At 35.8% G+C, this 14212-nt stretch carries 17 protein-coding genes; 9 read left to right on the plus strand and 8 right to left on the minus strand.

What is annotated here, in order from left to right:
* Positions 1-83: 83 nt before the first annotated feature.
* A complete protein-coding gene (locus ACW8TM_RS11360) occupies positions 84-377 on the plus strand; it encodes a hypothetical protein (RefSeq protein WP_491533416.1) in 294 nt (97 codons plus the stop codon).
* Between the two features lie 13 nt (positions 378-390).
* Positions 391-1626, plus strand: a complete 1236-nt coding sequence (locus ACW8TM_RS11365) for an NRAMP family divalent metal transporter (protein WP_491533417.1) — start codon at positions 391-393, stop codon at positions 1624-1626.
* On the opposite strand, the gene ACW8TM_RS11370 is transcribed toward ACW8TM_RS11365, so the two are convergent.
* Together ACW8TM_RS11370 and ACW8TM_RS11375 are read right to left on the minus strand one after the other, a co-directional pair.
* On the minus strand, positions 1612-2115 hold the full coding sequence (locus tag ACW8TM_RS11370; protein ID WP_491533418.1) for a hypothetical protein: 504 nt from the start codon (positions 2113-2115) through the stop codon (positions 1612-1614). The genes ACW8TM_RS11365 and ACW8TM_RS11370 overlap by 15 nt on opposite strands.
* 9 nt (positions 2116-2124) lie before the next feature.
* Positions 2125-3471: a RuvB-like helicase gene (locus ACW8TM_RS11375; RefSeq protein WP_491533419.1), complete on the minus strand. Its 1347-nt coding sequence runs from the start codon at positions 3469-3471 to the stop codon at positions 2125-2127.
* A gap of 142 nt (positions 3472-3613) precedes the next feature.
* Here ACW8TM_RS11375 and guaB point away from each other — a divergent pair, with 142 nt between their 5' ends.
* The gene (guaB, locus tag ACW8TM_RS11380) at positions 3614-5068 is read left to right on the plus strand and encodes an IMP dehydrogenase (RefSeq protein ID WP_491533420.1); all 1455 of its coding nucleotides are present in this window, start codon (positions 3614-3616) and stop codon (positions 5066-5068) included.
* Positions 5069-5102: 34 nt separating this feature from the next.
* Here guaB and yciH read toward each other — a convergent pair whose 3' ends face one another.
* The gene (gene yciH, locus ACW8TM_RS11385; protein ID WP_491533421.1) at positions 5103-5411 is read right to left on the minus strand and encodes a stress response translation initiation inhibitor YciH; all 309 of its coding nucleotides are present in this window, start codon (positions 5409-5411) and stop codon (positions 5103-5105) included.
* Between the two features lie 108 nt (positions 5412-5519).
* On the opposite strand from yciH, the gene ACW8TM_RS11390 reads away from it, so the two are divergent.
* Positions 5520-5663 (plus strand): TFIIB-type zinc ribbon-containing protein, encoded by a 144-nt coding sequence (locus ACW8TM_RS11390; protein WP_491533422.1) that lies wholly within the window; start codon positions 5520-5522, stop codon positions 5661-5663.
* Here the strand turns inward: ACW8TM_RS11390 and speB are convergent.
* Entirely contained in the window at positions 5644-6555 is a 912-nt protein-coding gene (gene speB, locus ACW8TM_RS11395) for an agmatinase (RefSeq protein WP_491533423.1), read from the minus strand. The two genes, ACW8TM_RS11390 and speB, sit on opposite strands and share 20 nt — an antisense overlap.
* Before the next feature lie 66 nt (positions 6556-6621).
* On the opposite strand from speB, the gene ACW8TM_RS11400 reads away from it, so the two are divergent.
* Positions 6622-6954 (plus strand): hypothetical protein, encoded by a 333-nt coding sequence (locus tag ACW8TM_RS11400; protein WP_491533424.1) that lies wholly within the window; start codon positions 6622-6624, stop codon positions 6952-6954.
* A gap of 94 nt (positions 6955-7048) precedes the next feature.
* Entirely contained in the window at positions 7049-8791 is a 1743-nt protein-coding gene (glyS, locus tag ACW8TM_RS11405) for a glycine--tRNA ligase (RefSeq protein WP_491533425.1), read from the plus strand.
* Here the strand turns inward: glyS and ACW8TM_RS11410 are convergent.
* Complete coding sequence (locus ACW8TM_RS11410; RefSeq protein ID WP_491533426.1) at positions 8784-8960, minus strand: hypothetical protein; 177 nt, start codon at positions 8958-8960, stop codon at positions 8784-8786. The two genes, glyS and ACW8TM_RS11410, sit on opposite strands and share 8 nt — an antisense overlap.
* A gap of 59 nt (positions 8961-9019) precedes the next feature.
* Here ACW8TM_RS11410 and ACW8TM_RS11415 point away from each other — a divergent pair, with 59 nt between their 5' ends.
* Both ACW8TM_RS11415 and ACW8TM_RS11420 read left to right on the plus strand, forming a co-directional pair.
* Positions 9020-9289 carry a hypothetical protein gene (locus tag ACW8TM_RS11415; protein ID WP_491533427.1) on the plus strand — a complete coding sequence of 90 codons (270 nt, stop codon included), beginning with the start codon at positions 9020-9022 and terminating at the stop codon, positions 9287-9289.
* Between the two features lie 10 nt (positions 9290-9299).
* The gene (locus tag ACW8TM_RS11420) at positions 9300-10907 is read left to right on the plus strand and encodes a B12-binding domain-containing radical SAM protein (RefSeq protein ID WP_491533428.1); all 1608 of its coding nucleotides are present in this window, start codon (positions 9300-9302) and stop codon (positions 10905-10907) included.
* Positions 10908-10914: 7 nt separating this feature from the next.
* Here the strand turns inward: ACW8TM_RS11420 and ACW8TM_RS11425 are convergent, their stop codons facing one another.
* Positions 10915-11979, minus strand: coding sequence for a lysylphosphatidylglycerol synthase transmembrane domain-containing protein (locus ACW8TM_RS11425; RefSeq protein ID WP_491533429.1), 1065 nt, complete (start codon positions 11977-11979; stop codon positions 10915-10917).
* 74 nt (positions 11980-12053) lie between these two features.
* On the opposite strand from ACW8TM_RS11425, the gene endA reads away from it, so the two are divergent.
* Positions 12054-12617, plus strand: coding sequence for a tRNA-intron lyase (gene endA, locus ACW8TM_RS11430; RefSeq protein WP_491533430.1), 564 nt, complete (start codon positions 12054-12056; stop codon positions 12615-12617).
* A 1-nt stretch (position 12618) separates the two neighbouring features.
* On the opposite strand, the gene ACW8TM_RS11435 is transcribed toward endA, so the two are convergent.
* Positions 12619-13080 carry a hypothetical protein gene (locus ACW8TM_RS11435; RefSeq protein ID WP_491533431.1) on the minus strand — a complete coding sequence of 154 codons (462 nt, stop codon included), beginning with the start codon at positions 13078-13080 and terminating at the stop codon, positions 12619-12621.
* Between the two features lie 45 nt (positions 13081-13125).
* Entirely contained in the window at positions 13126-14202 is a 1077-nt protein-coding gene (locus ACW8TM_RS11440) for an inositol-3-phosphate synthase (RefSeq protein WP_491533432.1), read from the minus strand.
* Positions 14203-14212 lie beyond the last annotated feature (10 nt).

A 14212-nucleotide genomic window follows, 5' to 3' on the forward strand; every position in this document is an offset into this window, starting at 1 on the left:
TTGTATTCTTCTAGGTTATTTTACATAGGTAAATTCAAAATGTCCAATACTTAAAAATTATACATTATTTTACGGTGGTTAGAATGTTTGAGGATGTAGCTTTACTCTTAACTTATCTGATTGTTGGAGCCTTCCCTGTTGCATACAATTATGCTATTGCTAGAAAGCTTGCTAAAAAATATGGAGTTTCTAATGTCGTTTATTCAGTGACAAAAGAGAAATCTAGTGAAGCAATTGATCAACAAACTTCAAGAGAGGTTAACGGTTTATACTTTAGAGTTGATGATATTAGGGCTCGCGACGGCGTGATTTGCCTTAGCTTAGTGATTGATGAATCCATGTTGGTCCAATTGCTTTCGAAGAAGCCGGTTGATTAAGGGGTGTTAAACTGTGAAGTTGGAGTTAAAGAAGAGGTTAATTGATCATCTAAAATTTATTGCTCCTGCAATTATTGCAGGTGTTTCTGATCTGGGTGCATCCGATATTGCAGCCTTTAGTTATGCTGGCTCAGCCTATGGTTTCTCTTTATTATGGACTGTTATGCCCGTATTATTCTTCACTATCTTTATTTTGCAGATAACTGCTCAGATAGGTTTAACTACTAGGAGAGGTTTGCTTTCTAATGTTCGTGTACGTTATGGAAATTTAACTGCTGTTTTTGTTGCTTTTGCAATTGCTTCAACTAATGTTGCATTAATAACAGCTGAAATAGGTGGAGGCTCTGTTTTTCTTTCCATGCTTACAGGTATTTCTCCAGTTTTTTGGGCTCCTATAGTAGCTCTTTCTATTTGCGTCTTCGCTGTTAAAGGATCAACGCCTACTGTAAAGAATGTTTTAACTTTAATGAGTTTTGTTGTTATTATATGTGTCCCCATTGCTTTTCTAACTTCTCCTCCTATAGAGGAGATTGTTAAAGGTTTTCTACGTCCAAATATAGTTTCTTCTAAAGATTATATTATTACGGTAATGGCTATTCTAGGAACCTCCATATCAGCTTATTCCTTTTTGTTTGAGGCTTCTGAAGTAGCTCAGAAGTCAGGGGATTTTAAGGAGTTACCGCTAGAGTATACTGGAGCTACTATTGGTGCTATAATTGTATCACTTGTCGATGCTTCTATTCTGGTTATTTGTGCTTCATTGTTGTATCCTCAAGGGTTGAGAATAGAGGCTTTAGAAGAGGCGATATTTATTTTAAAACCGATTTTAGGCGATCTTGCTGTAACTGGTCTTATTATTGGAGTTTTTGCTTCATCCTTTCTTTCTACTGCAGTGATGGCTGTTTCTAATTTTAAAATTATGGATGAATTGATTGAGGATTTAGCTGAAGTTCTTCATATTAGAGCTGCTATTTTAGCTGGTTGGAAGGTGATATTAGGATCACTGGCTTTGCTGGTTGCTCCCATTTTATTGGCATTTGGTATTTCACCATTGAAACTGGCTATTAATGCTTCTGCACTTTCATGTTTCTTTACTCCAGTACCTCTTATTTTTCTCTCTTTGATTTTTACTAAAATGAGTTTTCCAGGTGATGTTAAGGCTACATATGTGAAGATTTCATGTTGGCTTATAACAACGATGCTATCAGTGATTAGTATTTTTGGCTTAATATACTCAGTTGTCTTTTAAATGGTGAAGTATAATTAGCTCTATGCTTACTGTTATTGGGCCTGGATTAAACTTCAAACCCATTGATAAATCTTCTTGCAGTATTTGTGTGAATGCTATTTGGTCGTTTAGTTCTTCAATTTTTTTACATATTAAATAAAATAGGGTTGGATGTATTTTGTCTTTTTGTGGCTCTATTTCTAAATAGATTCCTAGGTTGTGGCCTTTAAAGGTTAAGTTTAATGGTATAATTGTTTTTCTTCTTTCTTTTAGGTTTTTAATTGTTTTTTCTATTTTTTTCTTGAATTTCTTGTTTTCTGTGATTTCTCTATAGTATTTTAAGATTATTTTTCTTGTTCTTTCTTTTGGGTCTAGTTGATAGAGGGGTCTTTTTTCCGGGTTCTTAATTGTAATGGTTATTTTCTCTAATATTTTCTCATTTTTCTTTGTAATTTCCTTTTTTAATTTTTGTAGTGCTTCTGGAATTGTATTTGAGGTTATCTCTATCATTTAATTTCACTATTTGAGCATTTCAGCTTCATATTTCTTGAGATATTCTGAGGATTGTTTTATATCTGCAAATAGCATTCTTACCTCCTTTACATCTTCTGCTGTAACTATGTCTCTTCCTCTTCTTTTTGCTATTATTTGTGCTGGTGTTAGCATCTGTACTGCATATCTTAGTGATGTTTCTTCCCCTATTTTCGTTAGCATTTCTAGTGCTTCTTGATTTAATGTTACTTTTTCCTCTCTTGCTCTTATTTGTAGGATTTCTTTAATTTCATCTGCATTATATTTTCTTGTGGTTATTATCATTAGTCTGTCTAGTATGTCTAGTGGGATGCCATGTGGAGATATTATATCAGTTCCACGGATTCTTGTTATTCCTCTATTTGTTGCTAGAATTATTATTGGTGCTAATTCACTTTCCATAGCTCTTCCGAGGAATGAAAATGCTTCAATATCTAACGCTGATACTTCATCTATGAACATTACTCCTGGAATTATTTCAGCAGTTCCTTCGTCAACCCATTTCTTAACTAGTTTGTCTACATTTTGCCTCACATCTGGAGGTATTTCTTTTTCTTCTCTTCCTCCAAAGAATAGGCTGAATAACCCTCCTGAGCTACTATGCATTCTTACATCTAAGTCGTGTAACGTTACTGTGTATACGAATTCTTTTTCTTTTAGTACTGGTCCTGTTGGTAGGGGGACTTGTACTTCTGTTTCAATATCGTATTTTGGTCCTTCATATTCCTTGCATTTGCCTATTTTTGTAACTCTTCCGGTTTCAGCTTCAATCCATATTACATCCCCTATTGCAACTCCTCTAGCTATTAACTCTCTTGCTATTGACGATCCTACTGTTAGTGTTCTTTCTTCATTTTTCGTTTTTAGTTTTACTTTTGCACTTTCAGGTATTTGCTGATATGGATTGTATGGATGTCTTGTCATTTTTATGTCTAGGTCTGAGACCATTCCCTCATACACTTTTCTAAATTCATGTATTCTTACTCCAATAGCTTTTCTCATGGCTTGCATTAATACCTCTGTTTTCTTCAGTTCACTGGAGTATATTTCTGACCCAGTAATAGCTATGAATGGCACATCTTCTCCCAATTCTTTCGCTATTGCGACAGCTATGGCTGTCTTACCTGTTCCTGGTGGTCCGGCGAGTAGTATTCCTCTACCTGCCATTTTGCCTTGTTTAATTAACTCTACAATTATTCCTGCTGCTTCTCTTGCTTCAATTTGTCCAACCATACCATCTGCTTTGATTAGGGCTTTTCCATTTTTTAATCCCAGTCCTTTTATGTGGCTATGGGCTCCAACTCTCATGAATCCAAGTTCAGTACTTATACTCATGTTGACCCCTCCATTTTTATCCTAGTCTTTATCATAGAAGTAGAAATGTTATCTTATTTTTTAATTTTAAGTTGTTAGCGGTGTGAGTATATTAATAAGTGAGCAAGTTGTCTTTATTTTAAAAGTGGGAGTGTGAGTTTAGTTGAGATTTAGAAGTAAATTGGAGAAGGCTCAAGTTGCGGTTACTTTTAGGGATTTAATTCTTCTTCCTGGTAGGGCTTATTTTGAGCCAAAGGAGGTTGATTTGAAAACTAAGGTTACTGTTAATTATGAGTTGAATATTCCATTTGTATCTTCTCCAATGGATACAGTTACTGAGAGTGAAATGGCTATTGCCTTGGCTAGGCTTGGGGGGTTAGGCGTTATTCATAGGAATTGTAGTATGGAGGAGCAAGTTGAAATGGTCAAGCGTGTTAGGAGAGCTGAGTCCTTTATTATACGTGATGTTATCACTATTTCTCCTGATGATAGTGTTGAGCATGCTCTAGAATTAATGCGTAAGCATTCTATTTCTGGTTTGCCTGTAGTTGAAAATGAGAGGTTAGTTGGAATTTTGACTGGGCGTGATGTTCGTTTTGCTAATCCTCATCTTAGGGTTGAAGAGGTTATGACTAGAAATGTAGTTACCGCTTCTCAATCTATTACTATTGATGAAGCTAAACGTTTGTTACATGAATATAGAATTGAGAAGCTTCCAGTAGTGGATGAGAATGGAAAGTTGGTTGGATTAATTACTTTTAAAGATATCTTAGCCCGAGAAAAGTTTCCTAACGCTGCCAGGAATGAGGAGGGTCAACTTTTATGTGCAGCTGCCATTTCTCCTTTTGATCTTGAACGGGCTAAGGCTTTGGATAGATTTGTTGATATCCTAGTTGTTGATGTGGCTCATTTTCATAATGAAAATGTTATGAATTCTACTAGAAAGTTGATTAGAAATGTTAGTGCTGATGTTATTGTTGGAAATATTGGTACGTATGAAGCTACAGTTGATGTTGTAACTGAGATTGATGGTATTGCTGGAATTAGAGTTGGAATCGGCTCTGGCTCTATTTGTTCTACTTATGAGGTAACTAGAGCTGGCTCTCCCACATTATTTGCTACTGCTCAAGTTGCAGATGCATTGGAGGAATATGGATTTACATTACCCATAATTGCCGATGGCGGTATTCGTTCTTCAGGTGATATTGCTGTGGCACTGGCTCTTGGTGCATGGGCTGTGATGATGGGTAATATATTTGCTGGTTGTAGAGAGAGTCCAGGTACTCTTGTAGCCATTGGAGGACGTTATTATAAGAGGTATAGGGGGATGGCAAGTCCCTCTGCTCGTGCCAAGAGGTTTGCTATTGATCGCTATGCTATACCTGCCAAGGAGATTGCTGAGGGTGTGGAGGGCTGGGTTCCTTACCGTGGAGATGTGGCTAGTGTTGTCAAGGAGTTAGTTGCTGGGCTCAAGGCGGCAATGGGATATGCTGGATGTAAGAGTATTCATGAATTGTGGGAAAAAGCTAAACTTGCATGGTTAACTTCTGCTGGTTTAGAGGAGATGAAACCTCATAGCATATATTTGCCTGGTGAGTCTAGTAGGATAATTCCTTAGATTTAATGGTGGGAAGAAAAACTTACATTGTTATTTATTCTACATCAATGTTTTCTGATGGAAATCCTAATGTAACTAGGAGTTCCTTTATTCGTGCTCTATGATCTCCTTGTAGCTCTATTCTACCATTTTTTGCAGTACCACCGCATGCCAATTTGCTTTTTAGTGTTGCTGCAACTTCATATAGGTCGACGTCTTTATCACTAATTCCTTCAATTATAGTAACCTCTCTTCCCCATTTTCTTTTTTCGACTTTTACTTTAATTCGCTGTTGCTCTTTGGCTATTGACTCGCAGACGCAGAGATCCTTCGGTAGCCCGCATATTGGGCATATCTCACTCATGGGCTCCCAAGCTCCAATGAAATTCTACTCTAATAATCTTATAAGTCTTTACATGAGGAGGCGTCAAAGTTATATTCTTCTTTGAATGTTTTATTGGTGGTGTAATTCATGCCCTATCGTTGTGGTAGGTGTGGTTATCAGATTACTGATTTGAGGGAATTCGAGTCTATTCCCGGTACTCGGTGTCCTAAATGTAATTATAGGATTTTCTATAAGGTTAGACCTCCTATTGTTAAGCGTTTAAAAGTTTAGTTTTATAGATTAAGCCTATTGTTTCCATTATTATTTTAGCTGCTTGAATCGCTGTTATTCCTCTATCGAATATTGGAGTAATTTCTACAATGTCGAATCCAACAATGTCAATTTTCCTCCTTACTATTTCTTCAATTATGTTAAGTAGTTGCGTTGTTGTTATTCCCTCTGGTTCTGGATTTCCTACTCCTGGTGCATAGGCTGGATCTAGAACATCAATGTCTATTGATAACCATGTTCTCGAAATTTTGTTTATTTTTATTTCATCAGTGATTTTGCTTGTTATGATCCTTGGATTCTTCTCTCTAACTTCATTTGATGTGATATATGTTATTTGATATTTTTTTACATATTCATATTCCTCTTTGCATATTGCTCTTGTCCCTATAAAGAATACTTTGTTTGTTCCAATCTTCTCTGTGATTCGACGCATAATTGTTGCATGGCTCCACTTTACGCCTAATGGATATTCATCTCTTAAATCTAAGTGTGCGTCAAAAGTTATTACTCCTATGTTTTTGAGGTTTTTTATGGCTCCATATGTAATTGTATGTTCACCACCTAATATCACCGGGATTTTTTTCATTTCAACGATTACTTTCACTATTTCTCCTATTTTGCTAAGATTTCTTTCTAGGCTTTCATTTATCGTTAGGTCTCCAGCGTCATAGATCATTATTTCTTCGATGTCAATTCCAGTTCTGAAACTGAATGTTTCTATGTTGTTAGCTGCTTCTCTTATAGCAGCTGGAGCAAATCTAGAGCCTGGTCTAAAGGTTGATGTTAAATCTAATGGTACTCCGAAAATTATAAACTTTGATTTATTTAGGTCTTGGTTGAATCCACCGAAGTTCATTTTGCTTTTGTTTAAATAGAATTTTAACTGTTCCATTTTAACCGAAAGTAATAAAATCTTTAGGGGAGAAATACTTTACTCTTATTCAGATGGTGTTTATGTATGAGTAAGATTTCAGTATCGTTGAAGGATTTTGAAGAGTGGATTTTAAATAATCACTTGGCTGAGTTTAAGAGTGAAATTTATGTTAAGGAGTTCATTAGCTTAGGCTTTCCTTTTCTTGTTTTGAGTGGAAGTAAATACTTGAAGATTTTTATTATAGAGTTGATTTTCCCTGAACTTAAGTCGCTGAATTTGTATCTTGCTTGGAATATTCTTTCTAGTTGTATATTGAAATTGAAGGTCACTGAAGACTTGCTAGAGATAGAATATGATAAGTCTAGATCTAAAGATTTTGTTGGGAAAAGATATAGTGTCATACGTGGTTATCGATGATATTTTATATTAATATGACTTGCAAATCATTATAGTGGTAAGACAATTAAAGTTTAAATTGCATTACTGATTGAGTATACTATGCAGTGAGGTTGTGAACTTGGATAAGTATGATAAAATTGTTGAGCTTGCTAAGAGACGGGGCTTTATTTGGCCTGCAGCTGAGTTGTATGGTGGTATAAGAGGTTTTATAGATTTTGGACCCTTAGGAGCTTCTCTTAAGAGAAATATTGAAAATAAGTGGAGGAAATGGTTTATTTTTCGTCATCAAGATTTTATAGTTGAGATTGAGACTCCTGTAGTTATGCCTGCGAAGGTTTTTGAGGCTTCAGGTCATTTAGAACATTTTACAGATTTTATTGTTGAATGTATTGATTGCCGCAGGAAATTCAGGGCTGATCATTTAATAGTTGAACAAACTGAGATTAAGGATGTAGAGTCACTGTCGCTAGATGAGGTAAATCGAATTATTGTTGAGAAAAATGTTAAGTGTCCTGAGTGTGGTGGCAAACTTGGCTCTGTAAGGACTTTTAATTTACTTTTTAGAACTATTATTGGGCCTTATAGTGATAGTGTTGGATATGCAAGGCCTGAGGCTGCTCAAGGTATGTTTCTTGCTTTTAAGCGAGTTTATGAGGTGATGCGCAATAAGCTCCCGCTTGGAATTGCTCAAATTGGAAGAGTTTTGAGAAATGAAATTTCACCTAGACAGGGTCCCATAAGGTTGAGGGAATTTACAATTATGGAGTTAGAGTTGTTTTTCGATCCTGATGATCCTAGATGCCCATTTTTCAATGGTTTTAAAGATGAAGTCTTAAATCTTCTTCCAATCAGTGATATTATCTCTGGAGTGAAGAAACCAAGACAAATTACTGCTTTGGATGCAGTTGAGAGTGGTTTAATTTTGAATGAGTGGCTAGCGTACTTTATGGTTTTAGGTAGAGATTTCGCTAAGAGTTTAGGTATTCCTGAGGATTGTCAAATGTTTATTGAGAAGTTGCCTCAGGAAAGGGCGCATTATTCAGCTCAAACATATGATCAAGTGGTTAAGCTTGAGAGGTGGGGTTGGGTTGAAATTGCAGGTTACTCGCATCGTACTGACTATGACTTAAGGCGTCATATGGAGTATAGTGGTGTGGATTTAAGGGTTTTTAAGCCTTATCCCAAGCCAATAACCACTGAAAAACTGGTTGTTAGGCCAAATATGAGTGCTATTGGTAGGGAGTTTAGAAGTGATGCTAAGCGGATAATATCTGCTTTACAATCCATTGAGCTCGATAGATTGGTTGATGAGATTAATCGAAGGGGATTTATTGAGGTTTTAGGTTTTAAATTAACTAGGAATCACTTTATTATTTCAAAGGAAAAATTAGAGGTTAAGGGTAAGCGTTTCATACCTCAGGTTGTTGAGCCATCATTTGGTGCAGATAGAATTGTTTATGCTACTTTGGAGTATGCTTTTTCAGAGAAAAATGGACGTATAGTTTTAAGGCTTCCTATGGATGTTGCACCTATTCAAGTTTGTGTTTTTCCCTTGGTTAATAAGGATGGTTTGCCTGAATTTGCATTTAAGGTTTATGAGAAACTGAGGGATAGTGGCTTGAGAGTTGAATATGATGCTTCTGGCTCTATTGGTCGTAGATATGTTAGAGCTGATGAGATAGGAGTTCCAGTAGCTGTTACTGTTGATTATCAATCTTTAGATGATGAAACTGTTACCTTAAGGGATAGAGATACTTGGAGGCAAGTTAGAGTTGGAGTTAAGAATCTTGATGTCAAAATTAGATCCTATATTGAAGGGAAGGTTAAATTTGATGAGTTGGGGCCTCTTATTTAGCTTCATTTATTTTTACTAGCTTTGTAATTTCAATCCAAACATATATTGGTTCAATGAGGGCCCATATTCTTCCATTCATTTTTCTAATTTCAGTTATTTTTCCCTTTATTCCTATTGCTGGATAGATAACTTTATCGCCTTTTTTCAGTTTTTCTCTTACTCTAGGCATGTTTTTCCAGCGTTTAATTAAAATATAGCTGTGATTTAAAATTTTATGTCGGTGAGATTATGAGTAGACCGCCGGAACGTAGACTTAGAATTAGAAGGATTCCGGAGATTGAGCCTGGAACTGCTAGGATGAATCCTCAAATGATGAGTGAATTACAAGTTATTGATAGAATCGAAATTGTAATTGCAGGTAAAAGAAAATGTGTTTTAGTGGTTAAGGGCGATGAAAAAATTCCGTTAAGGGAAGTTTGGGCTAGTGCAGAGGAAATGAAAAGTTTGGGAATTGCAGATAATTCAATAGCCACTGTTAGGCGTCCATTGAAAATGTAGGAGTAATTTAATGTCTTTTTTAATTGTTGATACTTTAGGTTGTGGTAAGGGGGGAAGATTAGCTACCCTCGATGTTATTGGTTCAGGTCCTAGAATAATTGCAGGTGTACTGGAAAGGCATGATTTAAATGTCAAAGTAATTCATTATAGTAAGCTTATTTCTAAACCTGTTGTTCTGAGAAATTTTAGATTTCTTTTAGTTAGTGCTATGAGTGTTGATTTTCCAGCTGTGAGAAAGGTCAAGGGTTTATGGGACAAGTATTCGGGGGGCTTAGCCATTATTGGCGGCCCAGTTGCTTCGGATCCCTATGATGCAATTGTAAGAGCTGGTTTTCCTATAGCTGTAATTGGTGAGGGGGAGGAGACTTTAGAAGAACTTTTGCAAATTATTTTTAATGATGAATTATCGCAAAACATATTATCAAAAATTAAGGGCATAGCATTTTCTATAGATAATGGCTTTCATGTGAATCCATTAAGACCTGTTTTAAGTAGAGATAAGTTGAATTCTTATTTCCCTTCAATAGAGGCTGTGAAGGAATATCCTAACTTTTTTGCTTGTAGAGTTTATGTGGAGGTTGTTCGAGGATGTAGCAATTATTATAGAACCACCATTCCTCTTCCTGATGGGCGGAGATGTATTGGTTGCAACAAATGTAGGAGTGGAGATTTAGAGGAGAGGTATAATTGTCCTGTTAAAATTCCTCCTGGCTGTGGCTATTGTTCTGTTCCTAGCCTTTTTGGTCCAGCTAGGAGTAAGTCTATTGATTTGATTGTAAGGGAGATTGATGGGTTGATTAAAATTGGTGTTAGACGTATTGTTCTAAGTGGTTCAGATTTCCTTGATTATGGTCGGGATTTACTTGTTGAGCCTAAACCCTTAACTAACCCTCGCGATCCTCCTCCTAACCTTGATATGATTGAAGAGTTATTATCTGCTATTAAGAACATTATTGATGAGGCTGGTCATAGAGTATTTATTGGGATTGAAAATGTTAAGCCATGTTTAGTTGATGAGGATGTTGCATATGTTCTTGCTAAATATCTGCGTGGTTCCCCTGTTCATATCGGTTGTGAGACTGGTTCTATTGAACATGCCTATGAGTTAGGTCGTCCTTCAAGCCCTGATGAAGTTATTAGGGCTGTCAAGATTTTGAAGCGTTATGGTTTAAGGCCTTATCTCTACTTCATTCATGGTCTTCCTGGGCAGAAATTAGAGACTGCTAAAGCTACTGTAGAGGTAATGGAGAAGGCTTTTTCTATTGGTGTTGAAAAAATTACTGTTTATCGTTTTCAACCATTACCAATGTCTGCCTTTGGTAATTTCCCTAAGGCTCCTCCGGCTTATAGGGATCCAGTTAGTTACATGATTTGGAATGAAGCTAGGAGAATAAATGAGAGTCTTAAGAGGAGACTAGTTGGAAAGGTTGTTGACGCTATTATTGTTAGATCTATTTCTAAAAAAGTTCCTTTTATAGCTTATCCTTTTAAACATGGACCAGTAATACATGTGAAGGTTCCAAGTAGTGTGGGTGAGAAATTAATTGGTCGAGTTGTTAAAGTTAAAGTAACAAAAGTTATTTCTGATAGAGTTGTTGAAGGTGTAATTCTAGAGTAAATTTTTCTTATTCTGATATTGCTTTAGCACCTTTTAATAAATACTTTACTCCATAATATGATGCAGCTATTGCAGTAACTGGTATGTCAAACCAAAATGTAGCTATTCTTGCAAGTATAGCTGCCGATGCCGCTATATCTAATGGTATGCCAAAGGCTAGTAAAGTTGTTGTGAATGCTGTTTCTAGTATTCCGAGCATTCCAGGAATCATTATCGGTGTCATTTGCACAAAGTCACCTATTACTATTGTTAATGCAGCTGCCCATACGGATATTGGATAATTCAAGGCTAGGAACACTACATAGAATATTGCGATATCAACAATCCATGTGATTAAAACTGTTATGAATGCCATTAAAAGATATAATGGTTTTTTCCTTAATTCTGTAAATGCATTTTTAAAGTCCGACACTGTATTTGAGAGTGAATTTACAATTTCTTCACTTTCATATACACGTATAATTTTATTTATTCTTCCCTCGAATCTTCGATATAGCCTTATAAGCATTTTTTCTATTATGTCAGCACGATGGCTCAAATATAGTATTCCCGCTGCGAATGCTATGGAAAGTATTATTATAAGTAAGAGTAAGGTTTCTATAGTTCCTAGAGTTGTATATTTTGCTTGTACTACTGCGAAGCTTGCAACAGCACATAGTATAAAGCCTACGGTATATAGTATTCGATGCATTACAACTGATGCTGCACTATGTCCTATAGGTATCTTTGCTTCTTTATTTGCTAACACTACCCTTAATAGCTCTAATAATACCCCTGATGGAGTTACATAACACGTAAAGATGCTTGCTAATGAAACTGTCAATGATGTTTTAAATGATATGTTACATTTTAAGCCTTTTAAAAGTATATGCCATGTCAATGCGTAGAATACTAATCCTGCAAGGTCTAATGCTAATGTTATCATGAAGAAGCCTATGCTCATTCGCATAATCACTGTGGCTACACTTCCAAATCCAACATAGTAGAGTAGAGCGACTATTATGATGAAGCCTATCATATATGATGCTATAAATATTAGTTTTTCCTTGTGTTTACCCACGTACCGAAGCATTTATCCCCCGCCTAGTTTACAGAGTATTAGTAAAGAGATATAAATAACAATTGCTGATATTGGAGGGTTATTTTGTGGGTGATAAGTCTAGGAAGATAAAGGCTAGTCTGGTAGATTCACGTGTCATAGTTTGGAGTATTGATGAGTCTCGTCACTTATACAAGGAGGGATTTTACGGTAAACCTGTAGGGGTTAGAAAACCCAAGGATGCTGAGTTTTCCTGTCCACTTGAGTTATCTCTTTTTGAGGCTTTATACTTGCTTGAGAAGGGTCAAATTGTTATTGTAGATGAATTTGGCAATGAGATTTCCTATGATTCTTTATTGAAGATTGCTAGGGAAAGCTACAATTTGTTTGATGATATATATCATGTATATAAGGATTTAAGAGATAAGGGGTATGTTGTTCGTCCTGGAATTAAGTTTGGTGCAGATTTTGCTGTTTATAAGTATGGTCCTGGAATTGATCATGCACCATTTCTCGTAGAGGTTCTTCCTATTAAAAGTTCTTTAGATCCAATAGAAATTGTTAGAGCTGGGAGGCTTTCTCATAGTGTTAGGAAGAAGTTTATTATTGCTACTACTGATCCTTCAAGTAGGAGGATTACTTACTATATGTTCAAATGGTTTAAAGCTTAGTTTAACTCGTTAAAAACTTTTTAAACGTCCACTTTACTGCTCCTTGAATTCTTCTTAATTCTCTTTCACTTGAAATGTTTTTGAGAGATACTTCTACTAATACTCCTTTGCTCTCTCTAACTTTATATTGGACTCCAGGATTTTCTTTTCTAATGTTTTCTAGTACTTTTCTAATAAAGAATTGTTTAAATTCTTTTGAGTTTACATTTACTTTTACTCTTTTTTCTGGTATTATTTTCACTTCATTTTCGTCTTCATATATTCTTGCTAATAGGACACCGATGTCATCTCGTATTTCAGCGATTACCTTTTTAGTTTTTAGTGGTCTTATTTCTTTATGTCTGAGTAGTTCATCTATTAGCTGTAGGCATGTTTGCCACGCTTTTAGTTCTTCACTTAGCTCTTGGATTCTCTCTACTATCTTTTTTCTTAGGTCTTCAAGTTGTTGCTCTTTTTCTACCACATTTTCACCATGATATTTTTTCTTTTTTCCTTAAAGTAAATTGTGTTATCGTTCTCTTTTTCCTTGTATGAAGTCTTCAACCCATTGCTTTGCTATATGATATGGAACTTGTATCGGCGGATGTTTAAATGCAAATGCAGATATGCTTATTAATGGCCCTCCTATCCCCCTATCTAATGCAATTTTCACTGATCTTATTACGTCTATAACTACCCCTGCACTATTGGGTGCATCCCATACATCTAGTTTTACATCAATGTATACTGGTGTGTTTCCAAAATATCTCCCCTTAATCCAAATATAGCATATTTTTTTGTTTTTTAGAAATGGTATGTAATCTGACGGGCCTATCTTCAATGGTACATTGTAGGGGGTCATTGCTTGTACGGCCGATGTTTTACTAATTTCCTTTGACTTTAACCTCTCTTTTTCTAACATGTTTAGAAAATCGGTGTCGCCACCTACGTTTAGTTGGTAGCTTTCATCTACTATGACTCCTCTATCAACTAACAATTTTATTATGGTTTTATGTAGAACTGTTGCTCCAATTTGGCTCATTACATCGTCTCCGGCTAACGGTATTTTTCTCTCCTCAAATTTTCTCTGCCATTCTATATTTGATGCTATAAACACAGGTATACAGTTTACAAATGCACAGTTTGCTTTTAATGCTTGTTGAGCATACCAACGTGAAGCTCTTTCAGCTCCTACGGGTAGGAAATTTATTAGCATGTCTGCCTTTGTTTTACGTAGGACATCTGCTACATCTACTGGTTTTTGATTTTCATCTATAGGTATTACTTTCTTCAAGTACTTTCCAATTCCATCTAACACTGGTCCTTTCATCACTTCTACTCCAATTTTAGGTACGTCTGCAAATTTACGAGTATTATTTTCGCCTGAAAATATTGCTTCAGATAAGTCAAGGCCAATTTTTCTTGAATCTATATCAAATGCAGCTACAAACTCTATATCTTTGACTCTGTATCCCCCAAAATTTGTATGAATTAACCCAGGTACTATTTCATCATCACTTACATTTTGATAGTAGTATACTCCTTGAATTAAGGCTGATGCACAATTCCCAATTCCCACAACTGCAACTCTTATTCTTTTAGACATGACCTTTTCC

The organism is Candidatus Culexmicrobium sp. (assembly GCF_058356305.1).